Source organism: Deinococcus sp. HSC-46F16 (assembly GCF_024171495.1).
In the GTDB taxonomy this organism is placed as follows: domain Bacteria; phylum Deinococcota; class Deinococci; order Deinococcales; family Deinococcaceae; genus Deinococcus.
The window spans coordinates 47,093-66,385 of sequence record NZ_JALJZW010000008.1 but is presented as its reverse complement, the minus strand read 5'-3'; the positions used below and the strand labels follow the sequence as shown (position 1 = coordinate 66,385).

Annotated in this window: 17 protein-coding genes; all 17 read right to left on the bottom strand. The window is 69.5% G+C overall.

Annotation, left to right across the window (positions count from 1 at the left end; genetic code table 11):
- Positions 1-15 precede the first annotated feature (15 nt).
- Entirely contained in the window at positions 16-1,185 is a 1,170-nt protein-coding gene (gene nuoH, locus L1280_RS14495; protein ID WP_253583012.1) for an NADH-quinone oxidoreductase subunit NuoH, read from the bottom strand.
- On the bottom strand, positions 1,185-3,365 hold the full coding sequence (nuoG, locus tag L1280_RS14490; protein WP_253583011.1) for an NADH-quinone oxidoreductase subunit NuoG: 2,181 nt from the start codon (positions 3,363-3,365) through the stop codon (positions 1,185-1,187). The genes nuoH and nuoG overlap by 1 nt, the downstream gene beginning before the upstream one ends.
- Positions 3,362-4,702 (bottom strand): NADH-quinone oxidoreductase subunit NuoF, encoded by a 1,341-nt coding sequence (gene nuoF, locus L1280_RS14485; protein ID WP_253583010.1) that lies wholly within the window; start codon positions 4,700-4,702, stop codon positions 3,362-3,364. The genes nuoG and nuoF overlap by 4 nt, the downstream gene beginning before the upstream one ends.
- Complete coding sequence (gene nuoE, locus L1280_RS14480; RefSeq protein WP_253583009.1) at positions 4,699-5,328, bottom strand: NADH-quinone oxidoreductase subunit NuoE; 630 nt, start codon at positions 5,326-5,328, stop codon at positions 4,699-4,701. The genes nuoF and nuoE overlap by 4 nt, the downstream gene beginning before the upstream one ends.
- Before the next feature lie 68 nt (positions 5,329-5,396).
- The gene (gene nuoD, locus L1280_RS14475; protein ID WP_253583008.1) at positions 5,397-6,623 is read right to left on the bottom strand and encodes an NADH dehydrogenase (quinone) subunit D; all 1,227 of its coding nucleotides are present in this window, start codon (positions 6,621-6,623) and stop codon (positions 5,397-5,399) included.
- A complete protein-coding gene (locus L1280_RS14470) occupies positions 6,620-7,237 on the bottom strand; it encodes an NADH-quinone oxidoreductase subunit C (protein ID WP_253583007.1) in 618 nt (205 codons plus the stop codon). Before L1280_RS14470 ends, nuoD begins: the two co-directional genes overlap by 4 nt.
- Entirely contained in the window at positions 7,234-7,770 is a 537-nt protein-coding gene (locus tag L1280_RS14465) for an NADH-quinone oxidoreductase subunit B family protein (RefSeq protein ID WP_152868131.1), read from the bottom strand. Before L1280_RS14465 ends, L1280_RS14470 begins: the two co-directional genes overlap by 4 nt.
- Positions 7,771-7,894: 124 nt before the next feature.
- Positions 7,895-8,230: an NADH-quinone oxidoreductase subunit A gene (locus tag L1280_RS14460; protein ID WP_253583005.1), complete on the bottom strand. Its 336-nt coding sequence runs from the start codon at positions 8,228-8,230 to the stop codon at positions 7,895-7,897.
- A 461-nt stretch (positions 8,231-8,691) separates the two neighbouring features.
- Positions 8,692-9,843: a sensor histidine kinase KdpD gene (locus tag L1280_RS14455; RefSeq protein ID WP_253583002.1), complete on the bottom strand. Its 1,152-nt coding sequence runs from the start codon at positions 9,841-9,843 to the stop codon at positions 8,692-8,694.
- Between the two features lie 117 nt (positions 9,844-9,960).
- Complete coding sequence (locus tag L1280_RS14450) at positions 9,961-10,830, bottom strand: carbohydrate ABC transporter permease (RefSeq protein ID WP_253583001.1); 870 nt, start codon at positions 10,828-10,830, stop codon at positions 9,961-9,963.
- On the bottom strand, positions 10,827-11,951 hold the full coding sequence (locus tag L1280_RS14445) for a carbohydrate ABC transporter permease (RefSeq protein WP_253583000.1): 1,125 nt from the start codon (positions 11,949-11,951) through the stop codon (positions 10,827-10,829). The genes L1280_RS14450 and L1280_RS14445 overlap by 4 nt, the downstream gene beginning before the upstream one ends.
- Positions 11,952-12,146: 195 nt before the next feature.
- A complete protein-coding gene (locus tag L1280_RS14440) occupies positions 12,147-13,397 on the bottom strand; it encodes an ABC transporter substrate-binding protein (protein WP_253582999.1) in 1,251 nt (416 codons plus the stop codon).
- Entirely contained in the window at positions 13,394-14,698 is a 1,305-nt protein-coding gene (locus L1280_RS14435; RefSeq protein ID WP_371922922.1) for an ROK family transcriptional regulator, read from the bottom strand. The genes L1280_RS14440 and L1280_RS14435 overlap by 4 nt, the downstream gene beginning before the upstream one ends.
- Before the next feature lie 182 nt (positions 14,699-14,880).
- Positions 14,881-16,437, bottom strand: coding sequence for a lysine--tRNA ligase (gene lysS, locus L1280_RS14430; protein ID WP_253582998.1), 1,557 nt, complete (start codon positions 16,435-16,437; stop codon positions 14,881-14,883).
- Positions 16,438-16,534: 97 nt separating this feature from the next.
- Positions 16,535-17,023: a GreA/GreB family elongation factor gene (locus L1280_RS14425; RefSeq protein ID WP_253582997.1), complete on the bottom strand. Its 489-nt coding sequence runs from the start codon at positions 17,021-17,023 to the stop codon at positions 16,535-16,537.
- Positions 17,024-17,138: 115 nt separating this feature from the next.
- Complete coding sequence (locus tag L1280_RS14420) at positions 17,139-18,266, bottom strand: sugar MFS transporter (protein WP_253582995.1); 1,128 nt, start codon at positions 18,264-18,266, stop codon at positions 17,139-17,141.
- A 39-nt stretch (positions 18,267-18,305) separates the two neighbouring features.
- Complete coding sequence (locus tag L1280_RS14415) at positions 18,306-19,253, bottom strand: hypothetical protein (RefSeq protein ID WP_253582994.1); 948 nt, start codon at positions 19,251-19,253, stop codon at positions 18,306-18,308.
- Positions 19,254-19,293 lie beyond the last annotated feature (40 nt).

Here is a 19,293-nt window from a genome sequence, read left to right as displayed (position 1 = left end):
GGGTGGAGAGGACCATCAGTCCCCTCCCAGCGGCCGCGCGGGCAGCGTGTCGTCCGCGCCCCGGCGTCCAGTCGGTTTGTTCCACAGCCCGCGCACCCGGTCGCTTAGGGCGAACAGCGCCAGCAACCCCAGCAGGCTGAGTCCCGCCAGCGGCCACAGCCCCAGGTCCCGCGCGAAGGCGAGGTAGGCGGCAGTCAGCATGGTGTTGGCGAGCGCGAGCGGCAGCAGCAGCTTCCAGCCGAAGCGCATGAGTTGGTCGTAGCGGAAGCGCGGCAGCGTGGCCCGCACCCAGATGAACAGGAAGAGGAAAAAGGCGATCTTGACAACCAGCCAGATGATCGGCCAGCCCGAGATGCCGGGAATCAGCCCTTCCAGGAAGACCGGCCCCCGGTACCCGCCGAAAAAGAGGGTCGCCATGATGGCCGAGGCCGTGATCATGTTGACGTACTCGGCCATCTGGAAGAGCGCCCACTTGATCGCGGAATATTCGGTGAGGTAGCCCGCCACGAGTTCCTGCTCGGCTTCCGGCAGGTCGAAGGGGGTGCGGTTGGTCTCCGCGAAGGAGGACACCAGAAAGAGGGCAAAACCCAACGACTGAAACAGGATCATCCAACCGTTGGCGGCCTGCCACTCCACGATATTCGGAAAGGCGGTGCTGCCCACCAGCATCAGCAGGCCCAGGATGCTCAGGCCCATGCCGAGTTCGTAGGAGATCATCTGGGCGCTGGAACGCAGGCCGCCTAGGATGGGGTATTTGGACCCGGACGCCCAGCCCCCCAGGAAGATGCCGTACACGCCCATCGACGTGATCGCCAGCAGCGCGAGGATGCCCGCGTCGAGCTGGTAGACCCACGGGTCCTCCCCGAACAGCGAGCCCGCCGGACCCGCCGGGATGCCCCCGAAGGCGGTCAGCGCCATCCCGATGGCGACGATGGGCGCCACGGTGTAGACCAGCTTGTCGGCCAGTGTGACGCGCAGGTCTTCCTTGAAGATGCTCTTGACCGCGTCGGCCAGGGGTTGCAGGAGGCCGCCCGGCCCCACCCGGTTCGGGCCGTGGCGAATCTGCATCCGGGCGAGCAGCCGCCGCTCGATCAGGGTCATGTAGGCGAAGGTGGTCAGCAGCGCGAGGGCGACGAGCACGCCCTTGAGCAGCGTGATCAGCAGTGTGGCGAGCCAGTCGGGCATCAGTCGTCTCCTCCCGGCTGCGGCGAGGGCGCCATCGGCAGTTCCCACAGCTCGGTGCGGGCCTCGCGGCCCAGGACGCCGCTGCCCCGGCGCTCCGGGCGCGGCACCATGCGCGGCTTCCAGAGTTGGGGCGTATAGGCCAGCTCGGTGGCCGCGTCCTGCGGGGGCCGGGGCGGTTGAAGGACACCACCTGCGGGCACGTCGGCCAGCCGCAGTCCGTAGCGGCCCTCCAGCCACGTCTGGGCTCCGCGCAATCCGCGCACCGGGGGCCGGAGGCCCAGCGCCTCGGCCACCGCTACGAGGGCGCGAATCAGGTCGGCCCCCTCGCCCGCCCGCAGCGGGGCTTGCGTGAGCGCCAGCAGGCGGCCTTCGAGGTTCACGGTGGTGCCGCGCTTCTCGTAGTTCGTGACGGCGGGCAACACCACGTCGGCCATCTGCGCCGTCGCGGTGAGGTGCGTGTCGTGCACGACCGTGAAGCCGCGGGCGCGGCCCGGCAGGCCCTGGGCGGCGGGGTCCAGGCGCGAGAGGAACGCCGCCCCCACCCCGTCCAGCCGCGCGTAGGGCAGCCCCCCCGCGCCGGGCACGAGGTTAAGGCCCCCCAGCCCCCGGCTGTTCGCCCCGGCGGGAATGGCGAGCACCTTCGCGCCCACCCGCCCCGCGAGGCTGTTCAGCGCCGCCGAGAAGGCCGCGTCGGCCCCGTTCAGCACGTCGGCACCCAGGATCAGCACGGGCTTCTCGGCCCCTTCCAGCAGCCGCAGCGCCGCCTGGAGTTCGGGGGTGTCGGGGCGGGCGAGGCGGGTCAGGGCGTTCGGCCCGCTGGCCGGCACCCGAATCCCCGCGTGCTCCCACAGCCGCGACTCGCGCCCGATCACGGCGAGCTTCTCGGGCTGGCGGGCGGGGCGTTCGGTGAGGCGCAGGTCCGCGATGGCGGTGCCGTGCGCGAACCCGGCGGGGAGCAGGCCGCCGCGCAGGGCCTCCAAAATCCGCAGCTCGACGACCGGGGCTTCCTCGCCCAGGTCGGCCCCCAGCACCACGAGAGCGTCGGCGGTCGCCACGTCGGTCAGGGTGGCGGTGCCCATCGGGGTGTGGGCGTAGCGCGGCCAGTGGTCGAGGGAGGCGGTGCCGATGGCCTCGGCGAGGGCGACGAGCGCCGCCCCTTCCTCCAGCGTGGAGTCGGCATTCAGGTACAGGCCCACGTTCCCGCCGTGCCCCAGGAAGCCCTGGCGCATCGCGTCCACGGCCTGGTCCCAGGTGGCCTCGCGCAGCTCGCCGCCGACCCGCACCAGCGGCAGGGTCAGCCGCTCCTCGGTCGCGAACACGTGCCCGAAACGGCCCGCGTCGCAGATCCACATCTCGTTTACGTCGCGGTTCTCGCCCGATACGACGCGCTCCAGGCGGCCGTTGCGGGCGTCCACGACGATGGAGCAGCCCACCGGACACAGCGTACAGGTGGTCGGCGTGTGGTCGTACTCCCAGTTGCGGCCCCGGAAGCGGGCCACGTTGTCGAGCAGCGCCCCCACCGGGCAGATGTCCGCGATGTTGCCCTGGAAGCCGACCGGGAGGCCGCCTTCCTCCGTGTCGATAAAGGTATGCCCGCCGCGCTCAATGAAATCGAGCACCTCTTGCCCCGGCACTTCCTCGAAGTAGCGCACGCAGCGCTTGCAGTGGATGCAACGTTCCTGGTCGAGGATGATGAAGTCCGACAAGGCGTAATGCTTGTCGGCGTGACGGCGGTCGAACCCGTAGCGGCTGGCCCCGTACCCGTACTCGAAGGCGCGGTCTTGCAGCTCGCAGGCGCCGCCCTTGTCGCAGGTGGGGCAGTCGAGCGGGTGGTTCAGGAGCGTGAACTCCATCATGCCCGCCTGCGCCTTGGCAACCACGTCCGAGGTCTTGGCGGTGCGGATGTGCATGCCGTCGGTCGCTTGCATCGTGCACGACGCCATCGGCTTGGGCATCCAGAAGATCTTGGGCTGCCCGGTCGCCTCGTCGAGTTCGAACTGGCCGTCTTTGCCCTTGCGGGGCGTTCCAGCTTCCACCAGACACATCCGGCAGGCCCCCACGGGCGAGAGGTACGGGTGGGCACAGAAATACGGCACGTCGCGCCCGGCGTGAAACACCGCGTCGATCGCGCTGGTGCCCGCCGGGAGGTCGACGGCGATGCCGTCGATGGTGACTTTCATTCGTTCCTCCAGCGATTGCGGGCCGGGTAGGTCGGCTGGCCGGTCTGCACCAGCACGTCGTACTCGTCGCGGAACAGCTTGATGGAGCTGAGGACCGGCCCCAGGCAGGCGTCGGCCAGGGCACAGAAGGAGCGGCCCCCGATGTTCTCGGACATGTCGAGAATCAGCTCCACGTCGCCGGGCATGCCGCGCCCGCGCACGAGCTTCTCGTACATCTTGACCATCCAGCCACTGATGCCCTCGCGGCAGGGGGTGCACTTGCCGCAGGACTCGTGGGCGTAGAAGCGCACGAGGTTCCACGTCACATCCACGATGCAGTCGGCCTGTGGGATGAGGGTGACCCCGCCCGTGCCCAGCATGGACCCAGCGGCGGCGATCGCCTCGTAGTCCATCGGGGTGTCCAGCGTGGCCTCGTCCCAGCGCAGCATCGGGCAGGAGGACCCGCCGGGGATGATCGCCTTGATGGGTTCCAGCGGCCCACCCGCCCAGTCGTAGATCAGCTCGCGGAAGGTGGTCCCCAGCGGCAACTCGTACACGCCGGGCCGCGCCACCGGGCCGGAAATCTGGAAGAGCTTCATGCCTTTGGACTTCTCGGTGCCCATCGAGGCGTGCCAGTCGGCGCCGTACTTCAGGATTTGGGTGGCCGCGCAGAAGGTCTCCACATTGTTGATGGTCGTGGGGAGGCCGTACAGCCCGGCGGCGGCGGGAAAGGGCGGCTTGAGGCGAGGGTTGGCCCGCAGGCCTTCGAGCGAGTTCATCAGCGCGGTTTCCTCCCCGCAGATGTACGCCCCGGCTCCCCGGTGCACGTAGAGCTGAAAGTCGAAGCCGCTGCCCAGCACGTTCTTGCCCAGCAGCCCCGCCGCCCGCGCCTCCTCGATGGCGGCCCACATCCGCTCGGCGGCGTGGACATATTCGCCCCGGATGTAGATGTAGCCCACCGAGGCCCGCATCGCGTACCCGCCGATCAGCATCCCCTCGATGAGTTGGTGGGGGTCCTCGGAGAGCAGGTAACGGTCCTTGAAGGAACCCGGCTCGGATTCGTCGGCGTTGCAGATGATGAAGTGCGGCTTGCCGTCGTTCAGCGGCATAAAGGACCACTTCAGCCCGGTAGCGAAGCCCGCGCCGCCGCGTCCGCGCAGGCCCGACTTCTTCACCTCGTCGATGACGGCGTCGGGACCCATCGCAAAGGCGCGACGGACGCCCTCGTAGCCGCCGTGCTCGCGGTAATAGTCCAGCGTCCAGCTCCGGTCCTGGCCCACATGCGCGTACAGGCTGGGGGCGAAGCGGGGGTCTTTCCCGCTGGTGATCGCCCGGGGGGCGGGGTCCGCGACGGTCATGCCTCACCTCCGGCCCGCGTGGGCATGGGCAGCGGCCCCCGGTCGTGGATGCTCGCGCCCACGCGCTCGCCCGTCGCCGTCATCTGCCGTCCGTCCTCTCGCACGGTGACGGGGACGGGGTTGTCGGGTGGGGGCGGCGCGTCCTGGCGCAGGGCGGCAATCAAGCGGTCGCACTTGCCGCGGGTCACGTTCTCGTAGTAGCCCTCGTCATTGATCTGCACGACGGGCGCGGTGCCGCACGACCCCAGGCACTCCACCTTCTGCACGCTGAAACGCCCGTCCGCGCTCACGTCGCCGGGCTGCACATCGAGGTGGGACACGAGGTGGTCCCACAGTTCGTCGCTGCCCGCCAGCGCACACATCAGGGTCGAGCAGACCTGCAGGTGGTACCGCCCGGTCGGGAGGGTGTGGTAGGTCGAGTAGAAGCTCATCACGCTGCGGACCTCGGTGGCGGTGGTGCCGCAAAGCTGGGCGATCTCGGCCATCCGCGCTTCCGAGACGAAGCCCTCGGCGTCCTGCACCTCGCGCAGCAGGGGCATCAACGCCGAGCGGCGGCCCTGCGGGCTGTCCGGGTAGCGCGAGAAGATGTCCGCGACGAGGGGATGTTTGTCTGCGAAGTAGGTCAAGGGGGCCTCATCTCCTTGCTGAGAGGCACTCGGCCAGCCGCGAGTGCGGGCGGCCGAAGGCTCATGATTCACCGGTCTACGTCCCCCAGCACCGGGTCGATGGTCGCCAGAATGGTGATCAGGTCGGCGAACTGCGCTCCGATGCAGGCGTATTCCAGCGCTTGCAGGTTCACGAAGCTGGGCGCACGGATCTTGACCCGGTACGGCATTGAGCCGCCGTCCGAGACGATGTAGTACCCGACCTCGCCCCGCGCCGACTCGGTGGGCACATAGACCTCGCCCCGAGGGGGGTGGAAGCCCTCGGTGACCAGCTTGAAGTGATGGATCACCGCCTCCATGCTCGTCTCCAGCTCCTGCCGGGGCGGCAGGCTGATCTTGCGGTTGGGGTCCTTGACCGGGCCGGGTCGCAGCTTCTTCAGCGCCTGCCGGATGATCGCCGCACTCTGGCGCATCTCCCACAGCCGCAGGTTGAAGCGGGCGAGGCTGTCCCCGTCGGGACTGGTGATGACCTCGAAGTCGTACTCCTCGTAGCCGCTGTAGGGGTTGTCCTTGCGGTGGTCGAGCGGCACGCCCGAGGCCCGCAGGTTCGGCCCGGTCAGCCCGAGGTCGAGCGCGACCCCCGCCGGAATCACGCCGACTCCCCTGGCGCGGTCGATGAAGATGGGGTTCCCGGCGAACAGGGTGGTGTACTCGTCCACGCCGCGTTCGAGCTGTTCGAGGAAGCGGGCGACCGCCTCCGGCCAGCCGTCCGGGATGTCGCGGGAGAGCCCACCCACCCGGAAGTAGCCCTGGTTCATGCGGTAGCCGCACACGGCCTCGAAGAGGTCCACGACCGTCTCTTTCTCGCGGAAGGCGTAAAAGAAGGGCGTGAGCGCCCCGAGGTCCAGCAGGCCCGTCCCCACGAAGACGAGGTGCGAGTGGATGCGCCCCAGCTCATGTAGGATCACCCGCACAACCTTGGCCCGCTCAGGAACCTCGGCCCCCAGCAGCTTTTCCACGCTCAGGACGTAAGCCAGCTCGTGCCCGAAGGAATGCAGGTAGTCGGTGCGCGGCGCGTAGGTCACGCCCTGGTGGTAGGTGCGGTGCTCGAAGGTCTTCTCGAAGCCGGTGTGCAGGTAGCCCATGTGGGGCGTGACCCGCACCACCCGCTCGCCGTCCATGTCCACCACGAGGCGCAGCACCCCGTGCGTCGAGGGGTGTTGCGGCCCCACGTTCAGCGACATGATCTCGGTGTGCAGCAGCGTGCCGCCCTCGGCGGGGGCCTCGGCCGCAGGGCGCAGGGGTTCGACGGTCATCGTGGTCCCTCCGGCATCACGGGCGGCACCCGGTCCTCGCCCTGGCCCCGGCGCAGCTCGCCGCGCCAGCCGGTCAGCCCCCGGCTTTCCCCGGTCAGCCCGGCGCGGAAGGTGGGCGGGTCGATAAAGCGGCCCTCGCGGAAGAGGGTGGGCGTCTCCCCCAGCGGGAAATCCTTGCGCAGCGCGTGGCCCTCCATATCATCGGGGGTCAGGATCTTGCGCAGATCAGGGTGCCCGTCGAAGACGATGCCCAGCAGGTCGTACACCTCGCGTTCCAGGTAGTTGGCAGCCCGCCACACTGGGTAGAGGCTGTCCACGCTCTGACCGTCGTCGAGCCACACCCGCAGGAAGAGGCGCAGGTGCTCGTAGGGGTGGTAGATGTTGTACAGCACGGCAAACCGGGCCGGGCGGGGGTCGGGGTAGGCGAGGTAGTCCACCCCCACCGCGTCCATCAGCATGAAGCCGCGCTCGGCCAGCGCCCGCGCCACGTCCCGCACGCGCGGGGCAGGCACGACCACGGTGGGTTCGAGGCTGTCGTCGGGCGTCAGGCCAAAATTGGCGATGACCTCGGTGACGGCCTGCCGCATGGCCTGGCTTCGGTCGAGGGCGGTCATCGGGTCCACGCCTCCACCATCGGGAGTTCGGTGCCGCGTTCGTCGAAGGCCTCGCCGCGCACCTTCTTCTGAAGCTGCATCACGGCGTAGATCAGCGCTTCCGGCCGGGGTGGGCAGCCCGGCACATAGATGTCGACCGGCACCACGTGGTCCACGTTCTGGACAATCGCGTAGTTGTTGAACATCCCGCCCGAGGAGGCGCACGCGCCCATCGAGATCACCCACTTGGGGTCGGGCATCTGGTCGTAGACGCGGCGCATGACCGGGGCCATCTTCTTGGAGAGGCGCCCCGCCACGATCATCACGTCGGCCTGCCGGGGCGAGGCGCGGAAGACCTCCGAGCCGAAGCGGGCCATGTCGTTGCGCCCGTTGGTCGAACTCATCATCTCGATGGCGCAGCACGCCAGCCCGAAGGTCGCGGGCCACAGGCTGTTGCTGCGGCCCCAGGCCACCAGCTTTTCCAGGCTGGAAAAGAGGATGCCCTCGGATTCCAGCTCCTGCCAGTCGCGGTCGAACAGTTCTTTCAGGGCCATGTGGGAACCTCGGCGGGGAGGGAAAGCGGAGGTGGGGTGGCCGCAGACTCGGGGGCGGCCCCTCTGCTGCGCAGCTTTGCAAGTCGCCTTTCTTGATTCGGTGACGTAGGAGTACCCGCTCTTGTCAGGTCCACTCCAGCACCCCCTTCTTGAGGATGTAGTAGTAGCCCACCAGCAGCAGCGCCACGAACGTCAGCGCCTCCCAGAAGGCGAAGGGCACCAGCTTCTGGTACGCCACCGCCAGCGGAAAGAAAAAGGCCGTCTCGATGTCGAAGACGATAAAGAGCATGGCGACGAGGTAGAAGTGCACCGGGAAGCGCTGGCCGGTGCCCACGCCCCCATGTTCGGGGTCGTTGCCGCTCTCGTAGGCCATCAGCTTGGCGCGGCTGGCCTTTTTCGGTCCCAGCAGCGCCGAGACGAGGACGGCCAGCACGCCGATGCCCAGGGCGATCACCAGCATGACTACGAAATTCGCGTACTCGATGGGAAGCTCCCTTCTGCCCCTCCTCTCCCTTTCCCAAAACACTCGTGAAAAATCGCACGAATAGCCTGAAAAAAAGAGATTGGGGACTGACGAACCGAATCCTAAGCCGACTTGTGGTACGCCTCATGTTCTAGCACGAGAAGGCGCGGCACGTGGTAGGCGAACATGCGGTGAGGGCCGGAGGGAGGCGGGTTCGCGCGGTTCCAAACCGGGGCGGCACCCGGCAAATCGGCCACCCGCACTTCCCCGGTGGTGTCCGCTCGATCCTTTGAGAGGAGCCTTACACTTCGGGAACTAAAGCCTGCGTCTGGAACGCCGAACGGCAAGGCTCCTGTCGCAGCCTATCTCCGGTTGGGCTACAAATTGAAACTCAACGTGGCCTGCACCAGAACGTCACTTAGCGGTGCAGCCTGCCTGCGGTGGGCTGGCACCCTCCTTCAGCTCAGCAGTTCGACGAAGTCCTCTTCTTCCTCGCTGTCCACGGCCAGCGGCAGGGTCAGGGTGAAGGTGGTGCCCACCCCGCGCTCGGACTCGACCCAGATGCGCCCGCCGTGTTCCTCGACGGCGAGTTTGCAAAAGGCCAGGCCCATCCCGGTGTCGAAACGGCCGTGCAGCGTGAGGCGCGACTGCTCGAAGGCGGCGAAGAGGTTGGGGAGGTCTTCTTCCGGGATGCCCTCGCCGTCGTCGGCGACGCTGATGTGGGTCTGGTCGCCGTCTTGCGCCACGCGGATACGGATGCTGCCCCCGGCTACGGTGTGCTTCATCGCGTTGCTGATCAGGTTGGCGAGCACCCGGCGCAGGATTTCGGGGTCGGCGCGGGTGGGGCTCAGGCCGGGGGCCACCTGCACGTCCACCAAGCGGTCGCGCAACCCGCTGCCCACGTCGCCACGGGCCTGCGCGATCACGTCCATGAACATCGGGCTGAACACCAGCTCGGGGCGCAGGCGCATTTTGCCCGCCTGCATCTTGCGCACGTCGAGCATGTTCACCGAGAGGTGCAGGAGGTGCTGCGTCTCGTCGCGGGCGATCCTGAGCAGCTCGCGCAGGTCCTCGGGCACCCGGCCGTCGTCCTCCACGACCTCCAGCAGCCCCAGCACCGCCGTGATGGGGTTCTTGAGGTCGTGCACGAGCATATGCACGAGCTGGTCGCGCACCCGCTCCTCGTGTTCCCAGTCGTCGAGGCGGCCCTGAAGTCGGGCGATGCGGGTCTGGGTCTCGGCGTGGGCGGCGGCGCGGGCGAGCAGGGCACGCACTTGCAGGGCCAGCCCGGCGGGGGGCGTCGCGTCGCTGACCAGGGCGTCGGCCCCCGCCGCGAGCAGGGCACCCAGCCCCGCCTGGCCCACCGCCAGCCAGTGGGTTCCGGCGAGTTCGGCGCGTTGGCGCAGCAGGGGCAGCACCTCGACCAGGGGCACCCCCGGCGTGCGGTCGTACAGCAGCGCGACGGCGGGCGGCCGGACGTGGGCCTCGCGCAGCAGGGCCTCGGCTCCCGCCACATGCACGACCTCGGCCCCTGGCAACGCGGCGGCGAGGTCGTCTGCCTGCCGGGACTCGGGCGATACGACAAACACCACGGGAAGAACACTCGTCATGACTCGCCGGGCAGTCTAGCCGCTGCCCCCCAGGGCCGCTGCCGGATTTGCCGCAGGAACGGGAAGACGTGAGAAAACCCCTCCCCCGCAGGAGAGGGGCTACGGGCATCCCCGCCCCTACCCCTTCACGCTCCCCGCCAGCAGCCCGCGCACGAAATAGCGCCCCAGCAGCACGTACACCAGCAGGGTGGGCAGCGCCGCGAGAATCGCGCCCGCCATCGGCAGGTTCCAGCTCACCGCCTGCCCACCCGCGAGCTGCGAGAGTGCGTAGGTCACGGGCTGCGATGACGTGTTCGTCAAGGTAGCGGCGAACAAGAATTCGTTCCAGATCTGGGTGAATTCCCAGATCACCACGACCACGAAGGCGGGCACGCTCAGCGGCAGGATGATCCGGCGGTAGATGCCCCAGAACCCGGCCCCGTCGATGGTCGCGGCCTCCACCAGCGCGTCGGGCACCTCGGCGTAGTAGTTGCGGAAGATCAGCGTGGTGATGGGCAGGCCGTAGACCACGTGCGCGAGGATCAGCCCGCCCAGGCTCCCGTACAGCCCCAGCCCCTTGATGAACTGGAAGAGGGGAATCAGGATCGCCTGATAGGGAATGAACATCCCGAAGAGCATCAGCGCGAAGAGGGTATTCGCTCCCCGGAAGCTCCATTTGGACAGCGCGTACCCGTTCAGCGACCCCAGCACCGCCGACAGCGCAGTCGCGCTGACGGCGAGCAGCAGGCTGTTGCCGACGTTGCCGCCCACCTTGGCCCAGGCCTCGCGGAAGCTGGCCCAGTTCAGCTCACGCGGCCACTGCCAGGTGGTCGCCAGCGAGATCGCCTCGGGCGTCTTGAAGGCCGTGGCGAGCAGCAGGTAGACGGGCAGCAGGAAAAAGAGGGTCGCCAGCGCCAGGAGCAGGTACAGCGCGGCGCGGCCGAGGCGCGGACGGGGCGGCACGGCGGCAGGCGGCGCCGTCGTCACGGGAGGCGCGGTGGTGGTCATGCGTGGCCCTCCTCGCGGCGAAAGGCACTCGCCAGATACGGCACGATCACGAACGCCACCAGAATCAGGAGGATGGTCCCGATGGCCGCCCCCAGCGCGAACTGGTTTTGCCGGAAGGACGTGAGGTACATGTTCAGCGCGGGCACCGAGGTGTAGGTGTTGTCGGGTCCCGTCATCGCGTACACGAGGTCGAAGATCTTGAGGCTGATGTGCCCCAGGATGATCATCGCGCTGAGCGTGATGGGCGAGAGCAGCGGAAAGACGACGTGGCGGTAGAGGCCGACCTCGTTTGCGCCGTCCACCCGCGCGGCCTCGCGCAGTTCTTCGGGAATGCCGCGCAGCCCGGCGAGGTAGAGGGCCATCGTGTACCCGCTCATCTGCCACACGGCGGCGAGGATGATGCCGATCAGGGCGAGGTTGAAGCCGTGGATTTCCGGCGCGGGCAAGAGCTGCACGTTCGGCCCCACGAAGACGGCCCAGCCCAGCAGCACGAGGGCACAGGCCCCCGCGACCAACGCCCGCGTGCGGTTGCCCGCGCGGGCGGCCCGCCACGCCACCACGCCCAGCGCGAGCGCGACGACCGCCGCCGTGAGCAGCGGCACCCGGTTCCAGTCCAGCCCCCAGAGCGACGCGGTGCTGCTCAGCCACTCGAAGCGGCCCGGTGGCAGCCCCAACACGGCCGGAAACTGGTTGAGGCCCCCCTGCGGCTGAAGCATCCAGCGCCAGATGGTGCCCGTCACGATGAAGCTCAGGCTCATGGGAAAGAGGAAGATGGTGCGCCACAGCCCCTCGCCGCGCGGGTTGCGGTCGAGCAGCAGCGCGAGGGCGAGCCCCAGCCCCAGCGTCCCCGCGATGAAGAACACCGTGAAAAACAGCGTGTTGACGAGTTCCTGCCGGAAGCGGACCTGCAGGAAGCCGGTAAAGAGGTCCTGATAGTTCGCCAGCCCCACCGGGCGGATCACCGGGTTCAGGGCCAGCGCCTGCGCGGGGTCGTTGCCCCAGTCGGTCAGGCTCACGGCGACAGTGCGCCCGATAAAGCCGTACACGAACACCGCCAGCAGCAGCACGCTGGGCAGCAGCACGAGGACCGACCACAACCGGTCACGGGAGAGGCCTTTCAAGGGATGGTCACCTCCAGATGGGACGGTGCCCAGCAAGGTGACGGACACCTTCCTGGGCCGAACGAAGTGAGAACCCGAGATAAGGGCGGCGCGGAGTGAAGTTGACGCCCAGGACACGCGGCAACGTCATGGAGCGCCGCCCCAGGGGGCAGGCCGGGGACGAGTGGCCCAGACCTGCGCCCCGCGCCCTGCGGGTCAGCGCCCGATGCCCGAGCGGGTGGCGAGCTGCTGCGCGGCGTTGGCAGCGGCCTGCGCGTTGCGGCTGGCGACGAACTGGTCCACGACGGCCCCGAACGCGCTGGTAAAGCTCTCGGGCGCGACGGCCCCATGCACCATGCTGCCCACGATGCGGTTCTTGCGCCAGTCGGCGGCTGCGCTCTTGGAGTAGGTGCTGTACTTGCTCAGGTCGCTGTCGGTGCGGGCGGCGATGGACCCCTTGAGGGGGTTAAAGGCGTCCTGGCCGGCCTTGGAGCCCAGCACCCGCAGCCAGTTCAGGGCCTCGGCGCGGTTCTTGGCCCCCTTGGGCAGCCCGAAGGAGTCGGCCAGCATCACGAAGGTGCCCGAGGTGCCGGGGCTGGCGGTCCAACCGAAGCCGGTGCTGGGGCGCAGCTTCTTGGTGGTGGTGAAGTATCCGGCGGCCCAGTCGCCCATAATGTTAAAGGCGCTCGTGCCGTCCACGATGCGGTCGGAGGCCTGCTGCCAGGAGAGGCCGCTGGCGTCCTTGTTGGCGCAGTCGAGGACCTTGCCGAAGGTGGTGAAGGCCTGCACGACCTTGGGGTCGGTGAACTTCGTCTTGCCCGACCACAGGTCCTGCCAGCCCTGGGCGCCCAGGCTGCCCACCATCACGCTCTCCCAGAGGTGCTGCTGGGTCCAGTTCTCGCCCATCACCAGCGGCGCGGCCACGCCCTTGCGCTTGAGGGCCGCGCAGGTCGTCAGGAACTCGTTCCAGGTCTTGGGCGGGGTGACCCCCCAGGCCTTGAGCTTGGCGGGGTTGTACCACATCACGTTGGAGCGGTGGACATTGACAGGCACGCTCCAGATTCCGCCCTTGGACGAGAGCAGCGTCACGAGGTCCTTGGGGTAGACCTTGCTCCAGCCCTCGGTGCGGAACAGGCCGCTGAGGTCCTCCATGCGGTTGGCGACCACCCAGGTGCCGATCAGTTCCTGCCCGGCGTGCACCTGGAAGGAGTCGGGGGGCGTGCCGCCCAGCATGCGGGTCTTGAGCACCGCCTTGGCGTTGGTGCCCGCGCCGCCCGAGACGGTCGCGTTGTCCACCGTCACCGAGGGGTACTTCTGGCGGTAGAGCTTGATCAGGGCCTCGAGGGCGGGGCCTTCGTCGCCCGACCACCACGAGAAGATTTCGAGCTTTCCGGCGGCGGAGGCACTGGACGTGACGGCGAGGGCGGCGGCGAGCAGCGCGGTTTTCTTGGCAAGGGACAGATTCATGGGAAGCCTCCAGGGGCAGGGAATGCGAGGGACGAGGGCAGCAGCGGCGCGGCGGGCGGTCCCCGGCCCCACGCGGCGACCCGGTAGAGGTGACGCAGCCCCGCCGGGGTCAGGAGCTGGTCGAGCAGCATCGCCCCGGCGCCCAGCACTCCGGTGCGGTCTCCCAGGGTGCCCAGGTCGATGCAGGTGGGGTCGGCATTGACGGGCATGGTGCGGCGCAGGGCACTCTCGCGCACGGCCCGCAGCAGCACGTCGCCCGCCTGCGAGAGCCGCCCGCCCAGCACGACCGCCGCCGGGTTGAAGAGGTTCAGCGCCGTGCTGATCGCCACCCCGAGGTGGTGCCCCGCCCCGGTCCAGACCTCGCGGGCGAGGGGGTCGCCGTTCGCCGCCGCGATCAGGGCGGCCAGGGTGAGGGGCTGGGGCAGGGTGGTCACGGCCCCCGCCGCCCGGCGGGCCTCGGCGGTGTCCAGCAGCACCCGCGCCGCCGCGTAGCTTTCCAGGCTGCCGGGGTTGCCGCTGCGGCCCACCGGTCCCTGCTCGTTGATGCTGATGTGGCCGATCTCGCCCGCGCCGCCGCGCACGCCCCGGTGCAGCCGCCCGCCCAGCAGCACCCCCGCCCCGATGCCGGTCGCCACCTTGACGTAGATCAGGTCGCGGGCTCCCCGGTGCCGCCCGAAGCGCGTCTCGGCCAGGGCGCCGAGGTTGGCGTCGTTGTCCACCCAGGCGGGCAGGCCCAGCGCCCGCTCCAGTCCGGCGCGAACGTCCTCGCCGTCCCAGCCGGGCATGTTGGGCGGGGCCACCACCCGCCCGGTCGCGTGGTCGACCGGTCCCGGCACCCCTGCGCCCACCCCGGCCACCCGCTCGCGCGGCATCCCGGCCTCGCGCAGCACCTCGGCGGCGAGGTCAGCCAGCCGCGCGTAGGTCGCTCCTGGCCCCGCCAGCACGTCGTGGGCGACCTCGCGGCCCGCCAGCGGCTCGCAGCGCAGGTCCAGCAGCTCCACCCGCAGGTGGCTGGCGCCAAGGTCCACCGCGAGCAGCCCCGCCGCCCGCGCCCGCAGCGCGAGCAGGGTGGCCCGGCGGCCCACCTGCCCGCCCCCGCGCTGCCCGGCTTCCTCGACCAGCCCGGCCTCGATCAGTTCCGCCACGATGGAGCTGATTGCGCTGCGCGACAGCCCCAGCTCCCGCGCGAGGTCCACCCGCGCCCGGTCCCCCTCCCACAGCCTTCCCAGCAGCAGCAGCGTGTGCCGCGCCCGGATGGCCGCCAGATCGAGAGGCGTGAAGGAATGACTGGACAACGGCACGGCGCCTCCCGGCGAGGATGAGGGGGAACGGTGCCCCACGCATGGGCACCCCAAGCGGACTGTCTGAGAAGCACATGGTGCGCGTGGGCAATTTTGTTTGTCAAATGAACCAATTAACTCGGGAGGGCACTCAGCAGAAAGGAAACTGGGCCGGGGGGCCACAGTTCCCTCCAAAACTGGGTTCAGGTCGCTGAGCCCTGCGGGGCCGTGTCCTCCCCGTCCACCTTCGCTCCCCCGGTGCCCTCCGGCCGCAGCAGCGGAAACAGCAGCACGTCGCGGATGGAGTCCGAGTCGGTGAGCAGCATGGCGAGGCGGTCCATGCCCATCCCCATTCCGGCGGCGGGGGGCATCCCGTATTCCAGCGCGAGCAGGAAATCCTCGTCCTGCTCGTGGGCTTCGTCGTCCCCGGCATCCCGCCTCTGCGACTGCGCCTCGAAGCGGGCACGCTGCTCGAGGGGATCGTTGAGTTCGGAGTAGATCGGCGCGAGTTCGAAGCCCGCCACGAACAGGTCCGCCCGTTCCGCGAGGCCGGGGCGCGAGCGGTGCGCCTTGACGAGCGGGCTGATCGCCAGCGGCACGTCGGTCACGAAGGTGGGGTTGGTCAGCGTGTGCTCGACGTATTCCCCGAACAGCTTGTCGAGCAGCTTGTAGTCGGGGACCTTGCGCAGCTCGGGATGCCGGGCGTCGGTCCACTCGCGCAGGCGGGCGAGGTCGGTGGGGTCGAAGTCCATCCCGGCCGCCTGCCGAAGCGCCGTCACGAAATCCAGCCGCCGGAAGGGCAGGCTGAAGTCGATCTCTTGGCCCCCGTAGGTCAGGCGGGGTTCGCCCCTGACCTCGGTGACGAGGGCATGCAGCATCTCCTCGACCAGCCGCATCATGTCCGTGTAGTCCCCGTAGGCGAAATACGCCTCCAGCATGGTGAATTCGGGGTTGTGGGTGCGGTCGATGCCCTCGTTGCGGTAGTTGCGCCCGATCTCGTAGACCCGCTCGAACCCGCCGACCAGCAGCCGCTTGAGGTACAGCTCCAGGCTGATGCGCAGGCTGAAATCGTGCGAGAGCGCGTTGTGGTGGGTGCGGAAGGGCCGGGCCTCGGTGCCGCCGGGGACGACCTGAAGGGTGGGGCCTTCGACCTCCATGAAGTCCCGCGCGTCCAGAAACTGCCGGATGAAACGGATCGCCCGCGAGCGCACCCGGAAGGCCTCCCGCCGCTCGGGGTTCACGATCAGGTCGAGGTAGCGCCGCCGCGCCCGCAGTTCCTCGTCTTGCAGGCCGTGGAACTTGCTGGGGAGGGGGTGCAGGCTCTTGACGAGGGGCTGCCAGGAGGTCACGCGCAGGGTGAGCTGCCCGGTCTTCGTGACGAAGGGAAAGCCCGTGACGCCGATGATGTCCCCGAGGTCAATCTTCTTCGTCGCGTCGAAGGTCCCGGTGTCGGCCTTGGAAAAATGCAGTTGCAAGCGCCCGAACTCGTCTTGCAGGTCCGCGAAGGCCGCCTTGCCCATATGGCGCAGCAGGGTCACGCGGCCTGCCAGCACGTACGTCTCCTCCGGCCACTCCTGCCCCGGTTCCAGCGCCTGGGCAGGGTGCGCGGCCAGCACGTCGCGGGTGTGGTGGGTGCGGGGGTAGCTGTAGGGGTGGGCCTCGAAGCCCGCCTCTTGCAGGGCCTGGAGGTTGTTCAGGCGGCTGACGGTCTGTTCGTGCAGGCCCTGGCGGGGGTCCGGGGTGGGGGCGGGGTCCGACATGGGGGCGAGAGTAGCAGAGGGCCGCTGGGCGCGGGGCGGGGCAACAAGGGAGGCCGGGGACCTGCCCCAGCCTCCGACGTTCCGGGTCTGACTGCCCTCAGTATTCGATGTTCTGCACCCGGTACTTGACCTGCTTGCCGTTTTCGAGGTTGACCACAAAGGCTTCCCCCTTCTTGCGGCCCATCAGCTCCTTGCCGACCGGGCTGTCTTCCGAGATGCGGGGCAGGCCGCCCCCCAGCACGGTGGCCTCGGGAGCGCTGACGACCTGCACGCGCATGTCCTTTTTGGTCGTCTCGTTGGCGAGGGTCACGACCGCGCCGAGTTCGACCCGGCCGTCATTTTCGTGGTCCTCGATGATGGACGCGCGGGCGAGGGTTTCCTCGAGTTCCTCGATGCGGGCCTCGATGCCCATCTTCTCGCGCTTGGCGTCCTCGAGGCCGGTGTCCTCGGTGTCGGCGCTCGTCTCCATCTGTTCTTGCAGGATGCGGGTGGCCTCGGCGAGCCGGGCCTGTTCCTGGGCGAGGGTGCGCTGAAGGCGCTCGTAGCCTTCGCGGGTGAGTTTGACCTGCCGGGGTGCCTGAACCACTGGGGACCTCCGCTGTGTGGGGGTGGGTGATGTCGGGGACGGGATTTTCCGAGAATCGCCCGGCATTGTGTCACAGGCCCGCCGGAGCGGCAACGCGGAACGCTGGGGGTGCCCGTCAGGCCGGGAGCAACCGCGCCGACACCCGCGCCGTGAGGGCCACCACCCCGGTGAGGCCCACCCCCAGCGCGGCGAGCGCGAGCGGCACAGCCTCCGCACCGAAGGCGGCGACGAGCGCCCCCAGGCCCGCCGGGGCCAGCACCCCGCCCGCCGACCCCGCCACCAGCAGGTAGGGCACCTGCCGGGCGGGCAGGCGCGAGGCCGTCCACGCCAGCGTGGTGCCGAACACCGGCCCCAGGCTGAGGCCCGCGAGCACGTAGGCGGCGGGGGCCAGGGCCGGAATGGTGGCCGCCAACGCTGCCAGGGTCGCCAGCGCGGCCGCCGCCAGCACCAGCCTCGCCGGAGCGACCCGCCCCCCCACCAGCCCGGTCAGCACCCGCCCCAGCGTCAGCCCCCCCCAGTACCCGCTGAGGATAAGCGCGGGGGCGGCAAAGCCCACGCTGCCCAGATGCCGCGCCAGCCACGCCCCGAAGCCCACCTCCAGCCCCACGTACAGCCCCAGCACCAGCGCGAAGAGGACCAGCAGCGGCCCCGGCCGGGCGGCCTGGGTTCCGGCAGCAGGGGGCCGCAGCCCCGGCACGCCCCAGATCCGGGTCGCCAGGATGGTGAGCAGGCTCAGCCCCGCCACCACCACGAAGGGCCACGCCAGCGAAACGCCGCCCAGCCCCAGCACCAGCAGCGGCGCGAGGATGCTCCCCACCCCGAAGACCGCGTTGACGAGGTTCGCCGCGCGGGTGCCGATACTCGCGTAGGCGGCATTGATCGCCGCACTGACGGTGCCCAGCCCCAGTCCCCCCACCAGCGCCGCCGCGACGACCAGCGACCAGGTGGGCGCCACCGCCACCCCCAGGACCCCCAGGGCCAGGATCAGCGCCCCCGCCACCGTCACCGCCCGCACGCTCACGCGGCCCAGTGCCAGCCCGACCAGCGGCGGGGCGGTCGCCGACCCCAGGAAGTGGGCGCTCGCCACCCAGCCCACCACCCCTGCGCCCACCCCGTAGCGTTCCTGAAAGAGCGGGAAAGCCGCCCCGTACATCGCCTGAAGCACACCCAGGGTCAGAAAGGCGACCGCCCCCGGCGCGAGCAGGGAGGCGGTCAGGCGGGGCGGGACGGGCGCGGCGCTCATCGGTGGGGGAGCGTAGCACGTGCCCCGCCCCCGCAGGGGTCACTTCGGCAACGTCACCAGGCTGACCAGCCAGCGCCCCTGCCCGTCCGGCGTCCACTGGTAGCCCACCGAGGGACCGACCAGGCTGGGCAGCACGCTCAGGCGCAGCAGCAGGTCACCCCGCAGGGTGGTCACGTCGCTCTGCCAGACGTGCGAGAGGCGGGTGCGCACGGCGCCGACGCCAAAGGCCCCTCCGCCAAGGGCAGAGTCCCCCGGCAGGCGGTAGGTCACCCCCGCGTTCGTCTCGTTGTAGCGGCCCAGGCCGAAGGCGGGCACGGCGACCTCGCCGGTCACGAAGCGTTCGAAGTGGGTCGCGTCCAGGGTCAGGCCCGGCAGCGGCGTGGTGTTCAGAACGACCACCGCGTCCACACTCCCCTGCGCCTCCTGCTGCACCGGGAAGGCGAAGAGCCGCGCCGTGCTGCCCACATAGGTGTTGAGTTTGCCGAAGCTGCGGCCATACCCCGCCGACGCCTCCGTCTGGGCATAGGGCACGCCGTCCCCCCCCACAAAGGCCACGCCCACATTGCCCAGCAGCCGCGCCCGGTTTTCCCACAGCAGGTGCGCGTACCCGGCCGAGAACTTGGTCAGGTTGCCCCCACCCTGAAGCAGCCCGCCGTATTGCAGCCCCTTCGAGGGGTCGTGCGTGACCTCCAGCCGGGGCACGTTGTAAAAGACGCCCGCCGCGAGCGTGGTGTCGTTCACGCGGGTGCTGACGTTGTAATCCCAGTAGGTCGGGGCCTTGACCACCGAGACGCGGATGTCCTGCGACATCAGCAGCGGAAAGGCCCGCACCCCGTACCCCGCCTCGGTGGAGATCACGAGTTCGGTGCTGGCGAAGCGCGAGAGGTAATTGGGCGGAATCTGAAAGCCCATGAAGGAGGACTGCGCACCCGCCATTCCAGCGGCAAGGAGGCAGAGGGCGGCGAGGCGGGAGCGGAGTGACTTCACCCCGCCATTCTGCCCGGTCCCGGCTGGCGGAAGTCTGACT